Source organism: Mycobacterium sp. (assembly GCF_029961025.1).
Classification (GTDB): Bacteria; Actinomycetota; Actinomycetes; order Mycobacteriales; family Mycobacteriaceae; genus Mycobacterium.
Genome location: NZ_JASBVP010000011.1, coordinates 149,096 through 170,142 on the forward strand (window position 1 = coordinate 149,096; position 21,047 = coordinate 170,142).

Consider the following 21,047-nt stretch of genomic DNA (forward strand, 5'->3'; position numbering starts at 1 on the left):
CCTTAGGCCAGCGTGGGAGGCCGATTGGTGGCCGAGGAGAGATCGCCGAGTGTCGGCGGCCCGCCCCCGGTCGTGCCGACACGGATGAGCCATATCCGAACCCACAAAAGTCACGTGAGTGCCGCGGACGGGGCCGGCGGCGCTGCGGCCGTTCTGGACCCGGAAGAGGCCGCGGACCGGCTGTTGCGGGATCTGCGCACCGGCCGGGAGGGGCTGACGAGCGCCGAGGCGGAGCGACGGTTGCTGCAATACGGCCCCAACACGTTGCAGCGGCGGGGCGGGCGGCGGTGGCCCGCGGAGTTGGCGCGCCAGTTCACCCATCCGTTGGCGTTGCTGCTGTGGCTGGCCGCCGGATTGTTGCTGATCGTGGGCTCGACTGTGATCGCCGCGGCCGTGATCTTGATCATCGTGCTCAACGCCGCGTTCGCCTTCGTGCAGGAACTGCAGGCCGAACGCGCGGTAGAGGCGCTGGCGAAGTACCTTCCCCAGCGCGCCAAGGTCGAACGCGACGGCGTGGTCATCGAGATCGACGCGACGCAGGTGGTGCCCGGCGACATCGTGGTCATCGGGGAAGGCGATCGCATCCCCGCCGATATCCGGCTGCTGAGCGGGGCGATCGAGGTCGACATGTCGGCGCTGACCGGGGAATCGGTGCCCACGGTGCGGTCGGCGGCGATGGTGGATGTGCAGGTGCCGCTGCTGCGCGCGCACGAGTTGGTTTTCAGCGGCACCAATTGCACCGGCGGCGAGGCCCGGGGCGTTGCGTTCGCGACCGGGATGGGCACCGAGATCGGCCGGATCGCGGCACTGTCCGAACGGGTGAAACCCGAGCCCAGCCCGCTGGAGCGCCAGGTGCGGCGGGTGGCCTGGTTGATCGCCGCGGTCTCGGTGATGCTGGCGCTGTCGTTCATCCCGGTCGCCACGATCGCCGCGCATCTGACCGTGATCAACTCCTTGGTCTTCGCCGCGGGATTGCTGGCCGGCATGGTGCCCGAGGGTCTGCTGCCGGTGATCACGCTGGCGCTGGCGGTGGCGGTGCGGGAGCTGGCGGGCCGCGGTGCGTTGGTCAAACGGCTCTCCGCGGTGGAAACCCTGGGCTCGACCAACGTGATTTGCACCGATAAAACCGGGACACTGACCGAAAACCGCATGACCGCCGTCGCGGTGTGGACCGCCGCGGGCCGGCTTGACCTCGAGACGCAAGTCCCGGATGCCGCGGTTGCCGAGGCAGATGTCCCGGTGCCGGTGCACTCGCTTGGTCGGGTCGCGGCCAACTGCAACAATGCACGCCTGGGCGACACCGCCGGCCCGGTCGGTGATCCCACCGAGATCGCCCTGCTGACGTTGGCGGGCAGGCTCGGCGCCGACACCGACACTGGGGGACGGGAACACCGGCGCCGCTGGCAATTTCACTTCAATCCCGAGCTGAAGCTGATGTCCACCGTCGACCAGGACGGCGACGGGCCGCTGGTGGTGCACACCAAGGGTGCGCCGGAGGCCGTGCTGTCGCGCTGCACCCAGCTGATGGACGCCGACGGCGCCGCACTGCCCCTGGATGAGCAGCAGCGCCGCCGGGTGGAGGCCGAGGCGAATGCGTTTGCCGCGCAAGGGCTGCGGGTGCTCGCGCTCGCCCAGCGCGAACTACCGGCCGGCACCGTCTTGCCGCAGCGGCGGGTCGACGTCGAACGCGACCTGTGTCTGGTGGGCCTGATCGCGCTGCTGGATCCGCCGCGGCCGGGCGTCGCGGAATCGGTCGCTCAGTGCCACGCCGCGGGAATCCGCATCATCGTGATCACCGGCGATCACCCGTTGACCGCCAGTGCGATCGCCCAGCGGGTCGGCATCACCGGGGCTCACCCCACCGTGGTCACCGCTGAGCAGTTCGAGCGGCTGACCGAAAAACAACTCGCCGCGCTGATCCGCGACCACCCCGAGCTGATCTTCGCCCGGGCGTCCCCGGAGGCCAAGCTGCACATCGCCGAGGCGCTGCGCAGCGAGGGTCATGTGGTCGCAATGACCGGGGATGGGGTCAACGACGCTCCCGCCTTGCGCCGCGCCGACATCGGTGTCGCCATGGGACTATCGGGCACCGACGTCGCCCGCGAAGCCGCCACCATGGTCCTCACCGACGACAACTTCAGCACGATCGTCACCGCCATCCACGCCGGGCGGCGCATCTATGACAACGTCCGCAAATTCATCATCTACATCTTCGCCCACACCACACCGGAAACCGTGCCGTTTTTGGTGTTCGCGCTCGGCGGGGGCCTGATTCCGCTGCCGTTGCCCATCTTGCAACTGCTGGCCTTCGACGTGGGAAGCGAGACCCTGCCGGCGCTGGCGCTGAGCCGCGAGCCCGCCGAACCGGGTATCATGGCCCGCCCGCCACGTCCGCGCAGCGAAGGCGTCATTCGCGCGCCGATGCTGGTGCGGGCGTGGCTTTTCCTCGGTGCGATAGTCGCGGCCCTGCAGATGAGCGGCTTCTTCTACGTTCTGCTGCAGGCCGGCTGGCATCCCGGCGACCCGGTGGGTGTCGGCGCGCCGCTGCACTACGCCTACCAGCAGGCGACCACGATGACGTTCCTCGGCATGATCGCCGGGCAAATCGGCACCGCCTTTGCGGTACGCACCCAGCGGGCGTCGCTGTGGTCGGTGGGCGTCTTCAGCAATCGCTATCTGCTGGCCGGTATCGCCGCGGAGATCATGCTGGCGGCGATATTCGTCTACACCCCGCCGCTGCAAGCCCTGTTGGGCACCGCCGCATTGCCGGCCAGCGACCTGGTGCTGCTGCTGCCCTACCCGCTCATCGTGTGGGGCGCCGATGAAATGTGGCGCTACTGGCTGCGGCGCTCCGATTCGAAGCGGCGGCGGCGCGGCGACGCGCCGCTGCAGCCCGCGGAAGGCATGGCGCGCCCGCCCGCTCGATAGGCTGTCGCGTCATGACAGCCCCGCCGGCCGCCGGACTCACCGAGGCCGAAGTCGCCCAGCGGGTTGCCGAAGGCAAGACCAACGACATTCCCGTCCGGGTGACGCGCAGCGTGGCCGACATCGTGCGGGCCAACACCCTCACCCGAATCAACGCGATTCTGGGTGTGCTGTTCGTCCTCGTGCTGGCGACGGGTTCGCTGATCAACGGCCTCTTCGGGCTGTTGATCATCGCCAACAGCGTCATCGGCATGGTGCAGGAGCTGCGGGCCAAGCACACGCTGGACACCCTCGCCATCGTCGGGCAGGCCAAGCCGCTCGTGCGCCGGGCCAACGGAACCCGGGAGCTGCCGCCCAATGAGGTGGTGCTCGACGACATCATCGAACTGGGGCCCGGCGATCAGATCGTCGTCGACGGGGTGGTGGTCGAAGGCTCCGCCCTGGAGGTCGACGAGTCGCTGCTCACCGGGGAGGCCGACCCCGTTCTGAAGGGCGCCGGAGACGCCGTGATGTCCGGCAGCTTCGTCGTCGCCGGTGCCGGCGCCTACCGCGCCACAAAGGTCGGGCGCGACGCCTACGCCGCCCGGCTGACCCAGGAGGCCAGCAAGTTCACCCTGGCCCACTCGGAGTTGCGCGCCGGGATCAACAAGATTCTGCGGTTCATCACCTATCTGCTGGTTCCGGCCGGGCTGCTGATCATCTACACCCAGCTGTTCAGCACCCACGTGGGCTGGCGACAGTCGGTGCTGCACATGGTGGCAGCGCTGGTGCCGATGGTCCCCGAGGGCCTGGTGCTGATGACTTCCATCGCGTTCGCGGTGGGCGTGGTGCGTCTGGGCCGGCGGCAATGCCTGGTTCAGGAGCTGCCCGCCATCGAGGGGCTGGCGCGGGTCAACGTGGTGTGCGCCGACAAGACGGGCACCTTGACCGAGAGCCGGATGCAAGTGGCCGACCTGCAGCGGCTGGACGGCGCGCCCGGCATGGACACCATCATCGACGCCCTGGCGTCGATGGCCGCCGACGACCCCCGCCCCAACGCCAGCATCCAGGCCATCGCCGAGGCCTACCGCAACCCTCCGGGCTGGACCCCCACGGCCACCGCGCCGTTCACATCGGCCGCCAAATGGAGTGGCGTGTCCTATGGCGAGCACGGCAACTGGGTTCTGGGCGCGCCCGACGTGCTGTTGGATCCGTCCTCACCGGTCGCCACCCGGGCCGAGGAAGCCGGCTTGCGGGGCCTGCGGATGCTGCTGCTCGGGATGGTCGACCTGCCGGTCGACCATCCCGACGCCCCCGGCACCGTGCGTCCGGCGGCGCTGATCGCGCTCGAGCAACGGATCCGGCCCGATGCCCGCCAAACCTTGGATTACTTTGCCACCCAGAATGTGTCGGTCAAGGTGATCTCGGGCGACAACGCCGTGTCGGTGGGCGCGGTGGCGGCTGCGCTGGGCCTGTCGGGGAAGGCGCTCGATGCGCGTCAGTTGCCCACCGACCCCGATGAGCTGGCCGAAACAGTGGAGAAGTACACCGCTTTCGGACGGGTCCGGCCCGACCAGAAGCGTGCGATGGTGCACGCCTTGCAATCCCGCGGCAACACCGTGGCGATGACCGGTGACGGCGTCAACGACGTGCTGGCGCTGAAAACCGCCGACATCGGTGTCGCTATGGGGTCAGGAAGCTCGGCATCCCGTGCGGTTGCTCAGATTATCTTGCTGGACAACACGTTCGCCACGCTGCCCTACGTGGTGGCCGAAGGACGCCGCGTGATCGGAAACATCGAGCGGGTATCCAACCTGTTTTTGACCAAGACGGTGTATTCGGTGCTGTTGGCGTTGCTGATCGGCATCAGCGGTCTGGGCGCCAAAGCGTTGGGCATCAGGTCGTTGATGTTCCCGTTCGAGCCGATACAGGTGACCATCGCGGCCTGGTTCACCATCGGGATTCCCGCGTTCATCCTGTCGCTGGCGCCCAACAACGAACGCGCGCAACCCAATTTCACCCGTCGGGTGATGATCGCCGCGGTGCCGAACGGCGCGGTCGCGGGCATCGCAACGTTCCTGTGTTATCTGCTGGCCTTCCGGGGAGCTGCGGCAACCCCGGCCCAGCAGATGCAGGCATCGACCTCGGCGTTGATCACCCTGCTAGTGGTCGCGATGTGGGTGCTGGCGGTGGTGGCCCGACCCTACACCTGGTGGCGGCTGCTACTGGTCGCGCTGTCCGGTGGCGCCTACCTGGTGATTTTTTGTATCCCATTGACGCAGAACAAGTTCGGACTGGATCCGTCCAACACTGCGTTGACCGCCACCGCGTTGGCCATCGGTGTGCTCGGCGCGGCGGTTGTCGAGGCACTCTGGCGGTTGCACGGCCCCCGGTGCGGAACGCCTCCTCGCTTATGGCGCCAGGCGCACGCCGGTAGGGAAAGCGCAATCGCCACACCGCAGAGCCGTTAGTTGCGTGCACCCAAGGTGCCGCTGAGATAGTGGTCGCGGCACGCGCGGCGGGCTAACTTGCCGCTTGTGGTGCGCGGAATGGTGCCCGCCGCCACCAGCCGGACATCGGCCACCGGCAATCCATGCCGGCGCGCCACCGCCGCCCGGATTGCCTTGAGCACCGGCGCCGGGTCGACGCGCCCGGCACCGGGGGCACGCTCGGCGATGATGACCAGGCTTTCGGCGCGGTCGGCTCTGGTCGTTTGCGGCATCTCGTTGGCCGGCACCGAGAACGCCGCGACATAACCGGCTCGCACCGCCGGCGACGCGGAGGCCACCGTCGCCTCAATGTCCTGCGGGTAGTGATTCCGGCCGTCGATGAGGATCATATCCTTGATGCGGCCGGTGATGTAGAGCTCGCCGTCGAGGTAGACACCGAGATCACCGGTCCGCATCCAGGTGCCATCGATTGGCGCACCCTCGGCGTGGCTGCCCATCACCAGGCGCGACTGCAGCTTGTTGCCGAAGGTTTCCTGCGTTTCCTCGGGCCGCGCCCAGTAGCCGCGGCCGATGTTGTCGCCGTGCAACCAGATCTCCCCCACCTCCCCGTCGGGTAGTTCCGCCTGGGTCTGCGGGTCGACGATGACCGCCCACTGGCAGCGCGCGACCCGGCCGCAGGAAACACATGCGACGGCGTTGGGGGCATCCGGTGTGACGCGAACCGCGTGCCCGGCGCCCAACTGTTCGCGGTCGAGGTAGACGGCGCGGGCCTCGGCGGTGGGCTCGATGCTCGACACGAACAGCGTCGCTTCGGCCATGCCGTAGGAGGGCTTGATCGCCGTTTTCGGCAGCCCATAGGCCTCGAAAGCCTTGGTGAACGCGGTGATCGACTCGATGTTGACCGGCTCGGAGCCGTTGATCAGGATGACGTTGCTGAGATTGATGTTCTCACCCTCGGCGGGCAGCCCCCGCTGCGCGACCAGCTCGAACGCGAAGTTAGGCGCGGGTGAGACAACCCGTCCGCACCGCGAAGCCGCCGACAATGCCTGAATCCACCGCTGCGGCCGGCGGATGAACGCCATTGGCGACATGAAGGTCAGATGTCCGCCGTAGAGCGCCGGGAATCCGATCATCAATAGACCCATGTCGTGGTAGAGCGGCAACCAGCTCACACCATGGATGTCCGTGTTATCCAAGCGGATCGACAGGATCATCTGCAGCAGGTTGGTGCCCGCGGCGCGATGGGTGATCTCCACCCCCATCGGGGTTCGGGTCGAACCCGAGGTGTATTGGAGGTAGGCGATGTCATCGGTGTGAAGATCGGCCGGTGTGAAGGTGGCGCCCACCGAGTCCGGTATTGCATCGATCGCAATGACCCGCGGCCGGCGGGCGTGCGGGATCATGCGCACACAGCCGCGAACCGCTTCGCTGGCCCCGGTGGTGGTCAAAAAAACGGCGGGCCGCGCATCGTGCAGAATCGCGTTGAGGCGTTCGGCGTGGCCGGGCAGCTCCGGCGCAAACAGCGGCAGCGCGATATTGCCGGCCAGGATCGCGGCGAAGAACCCGACCACATAGTCCAGGCCCTGCGGTGCCAGCACCGCCACCCGGTCCCCGGGGGCAGCCACTTGCTGCAGCCGCGCGGCGATCGCCCGGGTTCTGGTGCCCACCTCCGCCCAGGTCAATTCGACGGCTTTGCCGTCAGCATGCTGACTGTAGTCCAGGTAGCGATATGCGAGAGCGTGGCCGAAATGAGCGATGCTGCGATCCAGAAAGGTGATCAGGCTGATGCCCTCGGGCAGGGCGATGCAGCCATTTTCATCCAGGTAATCTTCGGCCCGCGGGGGATTCCCCGAACCGGGGGTAATGCATGGGCACGCACTCATGTCTAAGAATTTTAAGAGACTAATGACCCGCCCGTGGTGATGACCCGCAAACCGGCGCTCCGGGGAAATGCGTGTCAGGCGAACGCGGATTCCGGGTGCGGCTCGGGGCCGAATCGGAAACGGCGGCCGGTGACAGCAATGGGGAGAATACGAACGTAATGCTGTTTTAAGGTCGCCGTCCACGGCAGCAGGTGAGCCTGCTCGGCCTCGGCGACCTCCTCGCGGGTGTGCAGTATGCGCGCCGTGCCCTTCACGATGACGCTCCAGCCTTCGGCCGAATCGTGGCCGTCGGCCTCGAAGAGCACGCGATTGTTGATTGCCGCGCTGACCAACTTGGTGCCCTGCGCGGTGCGAAAAAGCACGGTACGCCGCTGCACCGCGAAGTTGACCGGGAAAATCTCGGGTTCGCCCCCGACGCTGGTGACCAGACGCCCCAACTGCACACCGGCTAAAAGATTCCAGCTTTCGCTTACCGAAAGGATGGTTACGGGTTCGTCGGGCACGGATGTCCTCACCCGGCCTCGGGGTGCCGCGCCGCAGCCGCACCCCGTGGTTCGTCGATCACCTGGCTTCTTCTGGTGGCGGTCACATGGCCAACTTAAACACCATCCGATACCGACACAACCAACTCGCGCCTGGCCGAGCTTCAGTAGATGCCATACGCCCTGGTGTTCGCGTCCTGGACGGCTGCAACGTAGTCCGCCCGTTCCCGGGCCGCACGGTCCTCGGTGTCGGGCGCCGCCAGCAGGCCGCGCACCCCCTCGAGTGTCTGATATCCCTTGCGCGCCATCCACTCTCGCAATCCATCGAGCAATACCCCGGCATATCCGGGGCCGTGGCGCAACAGCGCGGACGCCGACTGCACGACATCGGCCCCGGCCAGCAAATACTTGATCACATCGGCGGGCCCCTCGACCCCGGTACTGGCGGCCAGCGATGCCCGCACCGTTTTGCGCAGCAGCGCGATCCAGGTCATCGGCAGCCGGGTCTCCGCCGCCGTCGATAACGTGACCGCCCGCACCGTGGTCAGGGTCTCCGGGTCGATATCGGGCTGCAGGAATCGGTTGAACAGCACCAACCCGTCCGCACCGGCTTGATCCAGCCGGTGCGCCATCTCGGCGGTGGCACTGAAATAGGGGCTGAGTTTGACCGCCACCGGAACACTCACCGCGCTTTTGACCGCGGCCAGCACGTCGAGATGACGTTGCTCGACGGCGCGGCCGTCGACGACGGCATCACCGGGAAGGTAGTAGATGTTCAGCTCTATCCCGGAGGCGCCAGCGTTCTGCATAGAGCGGGCGTAGCGGGCCCAGCTGCCGGGCGTGGTCGCGTTGAGGCTGCCGATCACGGGTATGTCAACGGCGGCCGTGGCGTGTTCCACCAATCGCAGGTAGCGATGAGCGCTCCGGCCGTCATCCGCTCCGGCCGGGAAGTAGTGCAGCGATTCGGCGAAGCTCTCGCTGCCCTGAGCGGCCATCCGCTGATCGTGCTCGGCCTCATGGCGCAGCTGTTCCTCGAATAGCGAATAGAGCACGACGGCGCCGACACCGGCATCGGCCAGCCGGCGGACCCCGTCAACCGTGCGGCTGAGCGGGGACGCCGCAGCCACCAGCGGACTGCGTAACCTGAGCCCGAGATAATGCGTCGACAGGTCCATCAACGTTCCTTCCGTGGGTCCGATGGGAAGCTTTGGGGCGCGCGAGATGCCATGTCCTCGTAAGTTTTCCAACGCTGTTCGATCGACTCTTGCGCCAATGCCAGCAGCCGCTCGGCCTCGTCGGGATCGGAGTTGGCCAGGATGCGGTAGCGCAGCTCGCGGTAGCGGTAGTCGGCCAGCGAGAGCCGGGGGCGGTGGGAGTCCAGCAGGAACGGCGGCTGATCCGTGGCCCGCAGCAGCGGGTCGTACCGGATCAGCGGCCAGTGCCCGCTGGCCACCGCCCGGTACTGCTGGTCGAGCCCGTAGCGCATCTCAAAGCCGTGCGCGATGCAGTGGCTGTAGGCGATCACGATCGACGGGCCGTCGTAGGCCTCCGCTTCACGGAACGCCTGCAACGTCTGCTGCGGATCGGCGCCCATGGCTACCCGCGCGACATAGACGTTGCCGTAGGTGATCGCTTGCAGGGCAAGATCTTTTCTCGGCTCTGTCTTACCGGCGGCGGCGAACTTCGCCACCGCGCCCAGTGGAGTGCTCTTCGACACCTGCCCGCCGGTATTGGAATACACCTCGGTGTCGAGCACCAGCACGTTGACGTTGTGGCCGCTGGCCAGCACGTGATCCAGCCCACCGGCGCCGATGTCATAGGCCCAGCCGTCGCCGCCGACGATCCACACGCTGCGCCGGATCAGATGGTCGATGATGCTGTGTAACTCCGCGGCCGCCGCCGGTTCCAGGCGGTGCAGACGGGTTTCGAGTTCGGCGATCCGGGCACGCTGGGCCGCCAAGTCGGATTCCCGAAGTTGCGGCGCTGCCAGGATGGCGTCGATGAGGTCGGCGCCCAGGATGTCACGCAGCTGCATCAGCCGCTGGCGGGCCCGGCGCAGCTGCGTGTCGGCGGCCAGCCGCAGCCCCAGCCCGAATTCGGCGTTGTCTTCGAACAGCGAATTCGACCAGGCCGGGCCGCGTCCGTCGGCGTTGGTGGTCCACGGTGTGGTGGGCAGGTTGCCGCCGTAGATCGACGAGCAGCCGGTGGCGTTGGCGATCACCAGTCGGTCGCCGAACAGCTGTGACAGCAGCTTCAGATACGGGGTCTCGCCGCAACCCGCGCAGGCCCCCGGGAACTCGAACAGCGGCTGCAGGAACTGGGCGCCGCGCACGGTCCCGAAGTCCACCCGGGACCGGCTCGCCACCGGCAGACTCTCGAAGAAGGCGGCGTGCTCCCGGCCGGCGGCCACCAGCGGCTCGCGCGGCGCAAGGTTGATCGCTTTGGTGATCGGGGTTCCCGGAGTGACGGCGGGACAGGCCTCCACACACAACCCGCATCCCGTGCAGTCCTCGATGTAGACCTGCAGCGTGTAGCGGGTTTCGGGCAGACCCACGGCGTTCAACGGCGCCGACGGAAACCCCCCGGGAGCGTCGCGGAGCCGGTCCCGCTCGTAGAACTTGGCGCGAATCACACTGTGCGGGCACACAAACGAGCAGTTTCCGCACTGGATGCAGGTGTTGGGATCCCACACGGCGACCAGGTCGGCGATGTTGCGCTTCTCGTAGGCCGCGGTGCCCCTCGGGTAGCTGCCGTCCACCGGGAATACGCTCACCGGCAAGGCGTCCCCGCGGCCGGCGATCATCTCTGCGGTGACGGTCCGCACGAAGTCGGGTGCATCCGCGGGGACCGGGGCCGGCGGATCGTAGCCGGAAGTGATCCGGTCGGGGATCTCGATCTGGTGCAGCTTTTCCAGCGCACGATCGACAGCGGTGATCTCCCGGGACAGCACGTCAGCACCCTGTGCGCCATAGGTTTTCGCCACACTGTCTTTGATCCGCGCGATCGCGGTGTCGCGGGGCAACACCCCGGAAATGGCGAAAAAGCAGGTCTGCAGCACGATGTTGATCCTCCCGGCCAGGCCGGCGTCGCGAGCCACGGCATTCGCGTCGATGGCATACAGCCGAAGACGTTTGTCGATGATCTGCCGTTGCACGGTGCGGGGCAGACTGTCCCACACGCGGTCAGGCGGATGCGGGCTGTTGAGCAACAGTGTCGCGCCCTGCTTGGCACGGCCCAGCACGTCGACCGTCTGCAGGAAGCGCGCGTGGTGGCAGCCGACGAAGTCGGCGTGCTGCACCAGATAGGGCGCACGAATCGGCTGGGGGCCGAAGCGCAGATGCGAGATGGTTTGCGAGCCAGACTTTTTCGAATCGTAGACGAAATACCCCTGGGCATAGAGGTTTTCTTCGGCACCAAGGATTTTGATGGTGTTCTTGTTAGCGCCGACGGTGCCGTCCGAACCGAGCCCGAAGAATACCGCACGCGTGGTTGCGGGGGGCTCGATATCGAACCGTGGGTCATAGTCGATGCTGGTGGCCGACACGTCGTCGTCAATGCCGACGGTGAACCGGGCGCGCGGGCGCTCACCGGCCAGTTCCGCGAACACACCGGCGGCCATGGCCGGGGTGAACTCTTTGGAGGACAGCCCGTAGCGCCCGCCGCACACCCTCGGCAACCGCGAGCGCTCCCCGGTGCTATACGCCCCGGCCAGCGCCGCCACAACGTCCAGGTACAGCGGCTCCCCCAGCGAGCCCGGCTCTTTGGTGCGGTCGAGCACCCCAATCGTGTGAACCGTCTCCGGCAACGCGGCCAGCAGCGCCTGCGCCGGAAACGGCCGGTACAGCCGCACCTGAACGACCCCCACCCGGTCGCCGCGGGCGCTAAGCGCCGCCGCGGTCTCGGCGGCGGTCTGCGCAGCGGATCCCATCACCACCAGCACCCGGTCGGCCCGCGGATGCCCGGTGTAGTCGACAACGCCCAGCTTTCGACCGGTGAGCTCACCCAACCGCGCCATCGACTCCGCCACCAGCGCGGGCACCCGGGCATAGAACGGGTTCACGGTCTCGCGGGCCTGAAAGTAGGTGTCGGGATTTTGCGCGGTGCCGCGGATGAACGGCCGCGCCGGCGACAACGCGCGGTCCCGGTGGGCCAGGACCAACTCGTCGGGCACCAGCGCCCGCAGATCGTCATCGGTGAGCACCTCGATGGTGTTGAGCTCATGGGAGGTGCGAAAGCCGTCGAAGAAATGCACGAACGGCACCCGGGCCCGCAGCGTCGCTGCATGCGCCACCAGCGCCAGATCATGGGCTTCCTGCACCGAGGCCGACGCCAGCAGCGCGAAACCGGTCGGGCGCACCGCCATCACATCCTGGTGGTCACCGAAGATCGAGAGCCCTTGCGCAGCAATAGATCTAGATGCAACATGGATCACCGCCGAGGTCAGCTCGCCGGCAATCTTGTACATGTTCGGGATCATCAGCAGCAGGCCCTGAGAGGAGGTGAAGGTGGTTGCGAGCGCCCCACCTTGCAGCGCGCCGTGCAGTGCGCCGGCAGCCCCGCCTTCGCTTTGCATCTGCACTACCGTCGGAACGCTGCCCCACACGTTGGCCCGATGCCGGCTCGACCACTCGTCGGCCAGCTCGGCCATCGGTGAGGCCGGGGTGATCGGGTAGATGCAGCACACTTCGCTCAGCCGGTAAGCAACCGACGTGGCGGCCTCGTTGCCGTCGATGGTGACGCGGCTCATCTGAGTTCCGGAACCATCTCGATGGCGTGCACCGGGCACTGCTCGAAGCAGGCAGCACAACCGGTGCAGCGGTCGTAGTCGAACCGGTAGCGGTGTCCCGGTCCCAGCTTGATCACCGCGTCCTCGGGGCAGGCACCGAGGCAGCCGTCGCACTCGAAGCAGTTGCCGCACGACAGGCAGCGGCCCGCCTCGAAGGCCGCCTGTCCGGGCGACAACCCGCCGACGACCTCATCGAATCCGGTAATCCGTTGTGCCGGAGCACGTTCAGGCTGTGCACGACGGTGCGCATCGGCGAAATACCACAGATGTAGATCGGCGAAGCCTGCCACCGGGTGTTTGGGCGGGTGCTTACGCACCGTTCCGCGCAGCCAGGCGTCGATCTCGCGAGCGGCTCTCTTGCCGTGCCCGACACCGACGGTGACGGTGCGTTGCGCGGGCACCATGTCGCCCCCGGCGAACACCCCGGGGCAGCCGGTCATCAGCGTCGGCGAGACCCGCACACTTCCGTCGCGATCGAACTCCACGCCCGGCAGGCTGCGCATGAACGCCGACTCGGTCTTTTGCCCCAGCGCCATGATCACGGTGTCGGCGGCGAGCGTTTCGAAGTGCCCGGTGGGCATCGGGCGCCCGGATTCGTCCAGCCGCATCACCTCCACCCGCAGCTCGGGGCGGTCGAAGGCGGTGATGGTGCGCAGCCAGTTGATACGCACGCCTTCCCGTTCGGCCTCCTGGACCTCATGCTCGTGAGCGGGCATGTGGGCCTTGGTGCGGCGGTAGATGATGACGGTATCCTCGGCACCCAAGCGGCGGGCAACGCGGGCGGCGTCGATCGCGGTGTCACCGCCCCCGTAGACGGCGACGTGGTGCCCGAGGGCGGGTCGTTCCCCGGAGGCGACGCCGCGCAGGAACGACACCGCATCCAGCAGCGAGCGGGCGTCGGCTGCGGGGATGTCGACCCGCTTGGCCAGGTGGGCACCCACCGCCACGAACACCGCGTCGAACCCTCCCGCTTGGCGTTCCGCGGCGAGGTCATCGACTCGGTGCCCGCAGGTCAGCTGCACCCCCAGTGCGGCGATGCGCGCCACCTCGACGTCCAGGACGTCGCGGGGCAGCCGGTAACTCGGGATGCCGTAGCGCATCATTCCGCCCGGCTCTGCCTCCGCATCGCGGATCTCGACCTGATGGCCGAGCTGTGCCAGGTGGTAGGCGGCCGACAGCCCGCTCGGCCCGGCCCCGACGACGAGCACCCGTTTTCCCGTGGGGTGCGGCGGCGGCGGGAACTGCCAGCCCCGCTCGCGCGCGGTGTCACCGAGGAAGCGCTCCACCGCGTGGATCGAGACAGCGGCATCGAGATGCGCCCGGTTGCAGACGGACTCGCACGGGTGATAGCAGACCCGGCCGTGGATGGCGGCGAACGGGTTGTCGGCGACCAGCTGACGCCAGGCCTGCTCATAGCGTCCGGCCCTGCTGTGGGCAAGCCAGGCCTGGATGTTCTCGCCCGCGGGGCAGCTGTTGTTGCACGGCGGCAGCAGATCGACGTAGATCGGACGGCGCTGCCGGACCGGGCCCGCCCGGGGCCGATCGTGCAGCAGATCCGGCAACGCCGTCACATCGGTGTGCTCGCTGGTCACCAGGTTCACGCTAGAACGGAATCGGGCACCGTTGAAGCGTCCTTCGGCCCATGACACGGGGACTTCCGGCCCTGATCACGCCCCCGATCGGGGGCGCATAGTGAGCCGGTGGAGCATTTGTCGGCGCTGGAAGCCAGCTTCCTGGAGGCCGAGGACTCCGATCCGCATGTGAGCCTCGCGATTGGCGCCGTGTCGATTCTGGCGGGACCGCCACCGCGCTACGACGAAGTGGTCTCCGGGTTTTCCGGGCGAGTGCAGACGGTTCCGCGACTCACCCAAATGCTGCGCACCCATCCGCTCGACCTGAGCCCGCCCGAATGGGTACCCGACCCGCGCTTTGACATTTCGCACCACGTACACCGGGCCGCGCTTCCGGATCCCGGCGACGACGGCGAACTATTCCGGCTGATCGCCGCCGTTATGCAGCATCGGCTCGATCGCGAACGTCCGCTCTGGGAATGCTGGGTCATCGAAGGGCTCGCCGGTAACCGGTGGGCCGTCTTGATGAAACTCCATCACTGCATCGCCGACGGCATCGCCACGGCACAGATTCTGGGGAAGTTCAGCGATGAGGGTGGGGGTGAAACGTTCGCGCGGGACATTCGCGCCGCCAGGGAGCCGGCGCGGCCGGCATCGCACCCGCCCCGGATTAGCCCCCACCCGCTGAGCTGGCTGGGCAGCACCTGGCACACCGTGGTCACCACGGCGGCCGCGGTGGAACACGCCGCCGAAGGCGCGGCCGAGCTGACGGCGGGCCTGCTGAGTTCGCCGCCCGAATCGTCGCTGACCGGCCCGGTGAGCACGATGCGCCGCTACAGCGCGGCCCGGGTCAGGCTCGCCGACATGCAAAAGGTCTCCCGGGCCTTCGATGTGACACTCAATGACGTGGCGCTGGCGGCGATCACCGCCAGCTACCGTGCCATTCTGCTCAACCGCGGTGAGCGGCCGCGCCACGATTCGCTGCGGACATTCGTTCCGGTGTCGGTTCGGTCGGCGCAGGACCTTGCGGTAACCGATAACCGGGCCTCGGCCATGCTGGCGCTGCTTCCCGTCGATGAGGCCGACCCGGTACGGCAGTTGGAGCTGGTACATTCCCGGTTGGCGAAAGCCAAAGCCAGCGGCCAGCGCGAAGCCGGCAGGGTAATCGTCTCGGCGGCTAACGCCATCCCGTTCGCCTTGTCGGCGTGGGCGGTTCGGCTTTTGACCCGCCTTCCGCAACGTGCCGTCGTTGCTTTGGCCACCAACGTTCCCGGCCCCCGCCGCCGCCAACACGTGATGGGCCGCGAGGTGCTGGAAGTGCTTCCGATACCGCCGATCGCCCTTGGTTTGCGAACCGGTATCGCGATGGCCAGCTATGCGGACAGCTTCGTGTTCGGCATCACCGCCGACTACGACACCGCCCCCGATATCGATGCGCTCGCGGCGGGGATCGAGCACGGGGTTGCGCAGCTGACGGCGCTCAGCCCGACCCGTCGGCACACACCCCGACGCAAAACCGGTGGCGTGTAACGCGCCCCTCCCCACTCACCCGGTCGGCCGCCGGCGGCTCCGCTTCGGCTGCGGTTCGCGCCGCAACCGCACCAGGGCGTCAATCGCGTCCCGCTCGGCGCCCGGAACAGGGCGGCGGACCCGCTCTGCCTTTTCCACCACGAGGCCGTCGAGACCCGCGAGATCGGCGAGCACCTCCGCCGGCGAGAACAACACGGCAGGATCCTGTGGTCCGCCGATCCCCTCGGCGAGGTTGGTGCTGTCGTGGCCCACCACCAGCAGCGTGCCGCCCGTGCCGACGGCGGCAGCCGCTTTGCGCAGCACCACCCGGCGCGGACCTGGCGCCAACTGCAAGTAAGCGACGATCACCGCGTCGAACGGGCCGGTCGGCAGCGGATCGGACACCACATCGGCGAGCCGGAAACTGACCCGCTGCTCGACCCCGGCACGGCTGGCCAGCTGCTCCGCCCGCTCCAGTCCCACCGCCGAAAAGTCGACACCGATCACCTGCCAGCCGTGGCTGGCCAGCCAGATCGCGTTCCGGCCTTCGCCGCAGGCCACATCCAGCGCCCGGCCCGGGGGCGCGGCCGTCAGTTCGGCAACCACGAAGGTGTTGGGCTGCGCTCCCCACAGCAGCTCGGCGTCGCGGTAGCGGGAGTTCCAGGCCTCCGCGTCCATTCGTTGCTCCCATCCCGCCGGCGCGCGTTGGACCACCGCGCGAAACCACCAGAAGTGTCCTTCCGGCCCAGGCAGCCGAAATCGCCGCCAGCATACCCGAGCGGGTATCCCGCTTTCCGGATCGCTTCTCGACCGCCAACCGGGCGCTCCCCGCGAATCCCGGGAAAAGCTCGCGCCGGCGGCCCAGCTGCCGATACTTGTCGGAGACGTTGCCGGTCGCCGGTACGCTCAACGCACATACCCCCAGGGGTGTCGAGATGACGAGGAGGGAAAGTCGTGGTGAACCAGCCCGCCACCGACGCGGTGAACAAGGAAAGCGACGCAACCGTCACCATGGAGCTAGCGGATGGCTACCGGTTTCACGTCGACTTCGGCCTGCCCGGGGTGTCACCCCTGATCATGGATGAGCCCGCGCCGCTGGGCGAGCAGGCCGGGCCGAACGCGTCGCGGGTGCTGGCTGCGGCGGTGGGAAACTGCCTTTCGGCCAGCGCGCTATTCTGCCTGAACAGGGCCCGGGTTCCGGTCCACCGGATGCGAACCACGGTCACCGTTTCCCTGACCCGCAGCGAGGCCGGCAGGCTTCGGATTGGCGGTCTCCGGGTGCAGATCGAGCCGCAAGTCGATGACCCGGATGGCGGTCGGGTGCGTCGCTGCCTGGAGCTATTCGAGGACTATTGCGTGGTCACGCAAAGCGTACGAAACGGCATCGACGTCGACGTTCAGGTGCGACCGTCCTCGACGGATCCGACCGGCTAAAAGCCGCCATGCCCTGTTCAAGGGTGCCCACGGGCCTCACCGGGAATTGTTCGACCACTCTTAGCGTGGCGAACGGATCTCCAGCACCTCGTCAAGCGGCAATCGCGGCGTTGCCGCCGGCAAGTTTTCCATGGGCGGTGCGATGCCGACACGGATCAACACCTGCGGTTGGGCGCGTTCACCGATAAGCCCGCGCACCAGCTCACGACTGGCGTCCACTTCGATCAGGTGAGTCAGCGTGCAGGTCGCCATGCCGGCCATCGTGCATTCCAGCAATACGGTGGACAAAGCCTCACCGCACCCCAACACCTCGGCGCGGGTATCCTCCGCGGTGGACAACACCAGAATCATCGCCCAATCCACCGGCATCTCCGGTCGACGATCGGCATGGCCGCGGGCCGGGAAATCCCGTGCCACATCGACCCGCTGTTGTTCCGTTTCCGATGCCAGCGCGTCCGGTGGGATACCCGCGGACAACGCGAAAGACGATGTCCACCACTGCAGTTCCGCATGGTAGGAGGCATCGTCGCGGCGCAGCGCGGCAGTGAGCTCCGAGGCTTTCGCCAGTTGCGGCCGCACCTCATCGCCGAGCACGTCGAGCATCGCCACGCTGCCGGCTACGCTGCGACGCAGCACCGGTTCGAACGATGCCCAGTGCGCCGGACGGCCCAGCGGAAGCCGGTCGGTGCGCCGTTGCAGAATCGCCTCCGCGCACTTGCGCTGAGTGGCCGTGACGACGTCGAGTGGGCTGAATTCGATCACCGCCAAATGATCCGGATCATCCGGGTTGGGAAAGCGGTTGATGGTCGCCCGCCAGCCGGCGGCCGCCATGGCGATGCGAAGGTGATCCAGCACGGCCCCGCAGCTGATAATCGCCTCCCGGCCGGAGCGATCCGTCCCGCGCACCCATCGGCGACGATCGACGAACAGATTCAGCACCGCGCCTTCGGACACCCAATGCCATGGCTGGCTGTTGTGGATCGACGGTGCCCGGCACGCCAGCAGCAGCGCCTTCTTGATAACCTCGATGTCCGGCGTTGTCTGGGGCATGTCACTCTCTGAGAAACCTGGATGTGAGATCGACCCTAATGAAGGCGCGGGGCTCCGGTAGAGCCATTGGTCCCGGCCGCGCCGCAATCGGTCCACCGGGGGACAGGGACCTTCGGCCCTGGCAAGTAGTGACCTTCACCGCGGCGAGGGTGACCCTCGGTCGCTACGCTCGGCGGCCGCGCCGGCACAGGATCAAGTCATGGAACCGGACACCATGACCACCGGTCACGCCGGCGATGGGTCAGCGGAAACGATGAGCCCATACGCCGAGGTTCACGAGACCCACACCGGGCTGGTGGTGCTGGTCGGGGACAGGGCGTACAAGGTGAAAAAACCGGTGAAAACCGACTTCCTGGATTTCAGCACCGCCGACCGCCGTGAGCGGGCATGCGCCCGCGAGGTTGTGGCCAACAGCCGACTGGCGCCGGAGAGCTACCTGGGCGTCGCACACCTGAGCGACCCCACCGGTGGCCCCGCTGAGCCGGTTGTCGTGATGCGTCGCTATCCCGACGCGCGTCGGCTGGCCACGCTGGTCAAAAACGGCGCCCCATTGCGCCGCGAGCTGGCTGATATCGCGGAAGTGCTGGCGGTCTTTCACAATCGCGCGCAGCACACCCGGGCCGTCGACTCGCAAGGCAAGGTCGGCGCGATCAGCGCTCGCTGGGAGGAAAACCTCGCCGAGCTGAGACGCTTCGGCGAACCGGCGGTGCCGACCACGTTGATCGGGCACGTCGAAACCCTGGCCAGAGGGTACATCGCGGGCCGCACCGCATTGTTCGGTCAACGCATCACCGACAAACGCATCGTCGACGGGCACGGCGACCTACTGGCCGACGACATCTTCTGCATGCCCGACGGGCCGGTGCTGTTGGATTGCCTGGATTTCGACGATCGGCTGCGCTACGTCGACCGTATCGACGACGCGGCGTTTCTGGCGATGGACTTGGAGTTTCTCGGACGCCAAGACCTCGCCGACTACTTCCTGGATACCTACAGCCAGGTGGCCGACGACCTCGCGCCGGACTCACTGAAGCACTTCTACATCGCCTACCGGGCGGTGGTGCGCTCCAAGGTCGACTGTGTGCGATTCGAGCAGGGAAACCACGCCGCCGCCGCCGATGCGTCCCGCCACCTGTCGCTCGCATTGCAACACCTCAGGGCAGGCGCGGTGCGATTGGCCCTCATCGGCGGCCCGCCCGGAACCGGCAAGACCACCCTCGCCCACGGGCTCGCCGACCGGGTTGGCGCCGAGGTGATTTCCACCGACGACGTGCGACGTGAACTGCACGAGCACGGCGCGATCGCCGGCGAGGCCGGCGTCCTCGATGCCGGCCTGTATCACCCGGACAACGTCGCCGCTGTCTACCACGAGGTGATCCGGCGGGCACGTGCCCTGCTGACCGGCGGGCACCCGGTGATCCTGGACGGTACCTGGCGCGATCCCCGCCAACGCCGTCTGGCCCGCGAACTGGCCGCCCAAACCTCGTCGGCACTGCTGGAAATCGTCTGCTGGACCTCGGTGGATGTGGCGGTTGACCGGGTGCAGGCCAGGCCGCCGGGTGCCTCGCAAGCGACACCGCAAATTGCCAGGAGGCTCGCGGTCCGCGACGACGCTTGGGACACCGCGCACCCCATCGACACCGGCCAGGCCTTAACCGATAGCCTCGATGAGGCCGAAATACTGTGGCGCAACACGTATTAGACCCTGCCTAGGAGCGTGGGTCGGTATCGCCAACCTGGTCTGTGGCGGGGTGGCGAGGGTGATCATCGGGTGTGACGCGAGAGTGCCGGTGGCGACGGGATTACTTGGGCAACGTGTCGCTGGCTGCACTTTCGCGCCTACATTTCACCCGGCGTGTGAGCAAGCCAGGCCCGAACATTTCCAGGTCCGTCGCCGCACCCGCGCGACGCGTGACCCGGTACCGACCCACGCTCGCTAGCCCGAAGTTGCGACCGCTGCCGTTGAGCCGCGGACCACCAGCACCGAACACGTTGCGCAGCGGCCGAACAGCGGCTCGCCGACCGGACCCACGATCCGGGCCACCTCATGTGCCTCGGCGGCGCCCACGACAGCCAGTTGGACGGGTTCTTGGGTGCGGGCGAGGAATTCCGCCGCGCCGGCGCGTGCGGCAGCCGGACGGACGTGTATCTCGCGATATCGATCCACCCAGCGGCCCAGGCGGCGGTTCAGTGGGCCGTAGGGGATTTCACCCACCCCCAACCGCCAAACTCCCAGCGCCAATATCGGGGCGTTGCGCAGCCGTGCCTCGCGGAACCCCTGCTCGAGCACCGCATCGTTGTCGGGTGAATCGTTCACGACGACCGCGATCCAGCCGGAGTCTGACCGCCCGACATCGTGGTCCGGACGGATGATCGCTACCGGGCAGTGGGCCTTCTGGGCCAGCGCACCGGCGGTCGAGCCGAGCACCATCTGGGCCAGGAGTCCGATTCCCACCGATCCCACGCACATCATTGCCGCGTCCCGTGATTCATCGATCAGCACCTGTTCAGGTGACCCGTGCACCACGGCGGTTTCGACCTTGACCTCGGTGCCCAAGGCCTGCACCGCGGCGGCCGCGGCGCGCAATGCGCTTTCCGCGTGTTGAGTATCCAGGTCGAGGCCCGCGGTGGGTGCTCCCAGCTGCTCGCCGCGGGTGACATAAACCAGGCGCAGCGGAATGTCGCGGCTGATTGCCTCGGGCACCGCCCATTTGGCTGCGTTGATCGCGGTGTCCGAACCGTCGATGCCCACCACGATCGACCGCCCTGCTGATTGCGCCCGGCTCATCGCATGCTCCCGATTCGGCCTGCTGAACCTCCGCCCGAGGTTTCCGTTGCAATCCGCAAACTATCCGGGCCGCCCGGCGTTCCCACAGGGTCGTTCGACCCTGATTCGGCGGTGATGGTCCTCGAGGGAATCCCGCGGCATTGTGTCTCCCCTTTCAGGCCAGAGCACACATCCGGCGTTGCGCTGTGCA

Annotated in this window: 13 protein-coding genes; 5 read left to right on the forward strand and 8 right to left on the reverse strand. The window is 67.5% G+C overall.

The features are described 5' to 3' along the window. The first annotated feature begins 114 nt into the window (after window positions 1-114). Both QJR12_RS13565 and QJR12_RS13570 read left to right on the forward strand, forming a co-directional pair. Entirely contained in the window at window positions 115-2,928 is a 2,814-nt protein-coding gene (locus QJR12_RS13565) for a cation-transporting P-type ATPase (RefSeq protein ID WP_300583140.1), read from the forward strand. A gap of 11 nt (window positions 2,929-2,939) precedes the next feature. After that, window positions 2,940-5,375: an HAD-IC family P-type ATPase gene (locus QJR12_RS13570; RefSeq protein ID WP_300583143.1), complete on the forward strand. Its 2,436-nt coding sequence runs from the start codon at window positions 2,940-2,942 to the stop codon at window positions 5,373-5,375. Here QJR12_RS13570 and QJR12_RS13575 read toward each other — a convergent pair. The 5 genes from QJR12_RS13575 to QJR12_RS13595 form a co-directional block, all read right to left on the reverse strand. Beyond that, a complete protein-coding gene (locus tag QJR12_RS13575; protein WP_300583146.1) occupies window positions 5,372-7,237 on the reverse strand; it encodes a fatty acyl-AMP ligase in 1,866 nt (621 codons plus the stop codon). The genes QJR12_RS13570 and QJR12_RS13575 overlap by 4 nt on opposite strands. Window positions 7,238-7,311: 74 nt before the next feature. Next, window positions 7,312-7,740, reverse strand: coding sequence for a pyridoxamine 5'-phosphate oxidase family protein (locus QJR12_RS13580; RefSeq protein ID WP_300583149.1), 429 nt, complete (start codon window positions 7,738-7,740; stop codon window positions 7,312-7,314). Between the two features lie 143 nt (window positions 7,741-7,883). Next, window positions 7,884-8,894, reverse strand: coding sequence for a dihydroorotate dehydrogenase-like protein (locus QJR12_RS13585; protein WP_300583152.1), 1,011 nt, complete (start codon window positions 8,892-8,894; stop codon window positions 7,884-7,886). Next, the gene (nifJ, locus tag QJR12_RS13590; RefSeq protein WP_300583155.1) at window positions 8,894-12,466 is read right to left on the reverse strand and encodes a pyruvate:ferredoxin (flavodoxin) oxidoreductase; all 3,573 of its coding nucleotides are present in this window, start codon (window positions 12,464-12,466) and stop codon (window positions 8,894-8,896) included. The genes QJR12_RS13585 and nifJ overlap by 1 nt, the downstream gene beginning before the upstream one ends. After that, window positions 12,463-14,097, reverse strand: a complete 1,635-nt coding sequence (locus QJR12_RS13595; RefSeq protein ID WP_300583157.1) for an NAD(P)-binding protein — start codon at window positions 14,095-14,097, stop codon at window positions 12,463-12,465. Before QJR12_RS13595 ends, nifJ begins: the two co-directional genes overlap by 4 nt. Before the next feature lie 108 nt (window positions 14,098-14,205). Between QJR12_RS13595 and QJR12_RS13600 the strand changes: the two genes are divergently transcribed. Then, window positions 14,206-15,606 carry a wax ester/triacylglycerol synthase family O-acyltransferase gene (locus QJR12_RS13600; protein WP_300583160.1) on the forward strand — a complete coding sequence of 467 codons (1,401 nt, stop codon included), beginning with the start codon at window positions 14,206-14,208 and terminating at the stop codon, window positions 15,604-15,606. A 15-nt stretch (window positions 15,607-15,621) separates the two neighbouring features. Here the strand turns inward: QJR12_RS13600 and QJR12_RS13605 are convergent, their stop codons facing one another. Then, window positions 15,622-16,263, reverse strand: a complete 642-nt coding sequence (locus tag QJR12_RS13605) for a class I SAM-dependent methyltransferase (RefSeq protein ID WP_300583163.1) — start codon at window positions 16,261-16,263, stop codon at window positions 15,622-15,624. Window positions 16,264-16,539: 276 nt separating this feature from the next. On the opposite strand from QJR12_RS13605, the gene QJR12_RS13610 reads away from it, so the two are divergent. Next, entirely contained in the window at window positions 16,540-17,019 is a 480-nt protein-coding gene (locus QJR12_RS13610) for an OsmC family protein (RefSeq protein WP_300583164.1), read from the forward strand. A 60-nt stretch (window positions 17,020-17,079) separates the two neighbouring features. Here QJR12_RS13610 and QJR12_RS13615 read toward each other — a convergent pair whose 3' ends face one another. After that, complete coding sequence (locus tag QJR12_RS13615; RefSeq protein ID WP_300583165.1) at window positions 17,080-18,069, reverse strand: NAD(P)H nitroreductase; 990 nt, start codon at window positions 18,067-18,069, stop codon at window positions 17,080-17,082. Window positions 18,070-18,283: 214 nt separating this feature from the next. Between QJR12_RS13615 and QJR12_RS13620 the strand changes: the two genes are divergently transcribed. Next, the gene (locus tag QJR12_RS13620) at window positions 18,284-19,771 is read left to right on the forward strand and encodes a bifunctional aminoglycoside phosphotransferase/ATP-binding protein (protein ID WP_300583457.1); all 1,488 of its coding nucleotides are present in this window, start codon (window positions 18,284-18,286) and stop codon (window positions 19,769-19,771) included. Window positions 19,772-20,005: 234 nt separating this feature from the next. On the opposite strand, the gene QJR12_RS13625 is transcribed toward QJR12_RS13620, so the two are convergent. Next, window positions 20,006-20,857, reverse strand: coding sequence for a universal stress protein (locus QJR12_RS13625; RefSeq protein ID WP_300583168.1), 852 nt, complete (start codon window positions 20,855-20,857; stop codon window positions 20,006-20,008). Window positions 20,858-21,047: the final 190 nt, after the last annotated feature.

What these genes read in the sequence shown, in the direction of transcription:
- QJR12_RS13570 (WP_300583143.1), top strand. Translation starts at nt 2,940, where the DNA reads ATGACAGCCCCGCCGGCCGCCGGACTCACCGAGGCCGAAGTCGCCCAG.
- QJR12_RS13575 (WP_300583146.1), bottom strand. Translation starts at nt 7,237, where the DNA reads ATGAGTGCGTGCCCATGCATTACCCCCGGTTCGGGGAATCCCCCGCGG.
- QJR12_RS13585 (WP_300583152.1), bottom strand. Translation starts at nt 8,894, where the DNA reads ATGGACCTGTCGACGCATTATCTCGGGCTCAGGTTACGCAGTCCGCTG.
- nifJ (WP_300583155.1), bottom strand. Translation starts at nt 12,466, where the DNA reads ATGAGCCGCGTCACCATCGACGGCAACGAGGCCGCCACGTCGGTTGCT.
- QJR12_RS13605 (WP_300583163.1), bottom strand. Translation starts at nt 16,263, where the DNA reads ATGGACGCGGAGGCCTGGAACTCCCGCTACCGCGACGCCGAGCTGCTG.
- QJR12_RS13615 (WP_300583165.1), bottom strand. Translation starts at nt 18,069, where the DNA reads ATGCCCCAGACAACGCCGGACATCGAGGTTATCAAGAAGGCGCTGCTG.
- QJR12_RS13620 (WP_300583457.1), top strand. Translation starts at nt 18,284, where the DNA reads ATGACCACCGGTCACGCCGGCGATGGGTCAGCGGAAACGATGAGCCCA.
- QJR12_RS13625 (WP_300583168.1), bottom strand. Translation starts at nt 20,857, where the DNA reads ATGAGCCGGGCGCAATCAGCAGGGCGGTCGATCGTGGTGGGCATCGAC.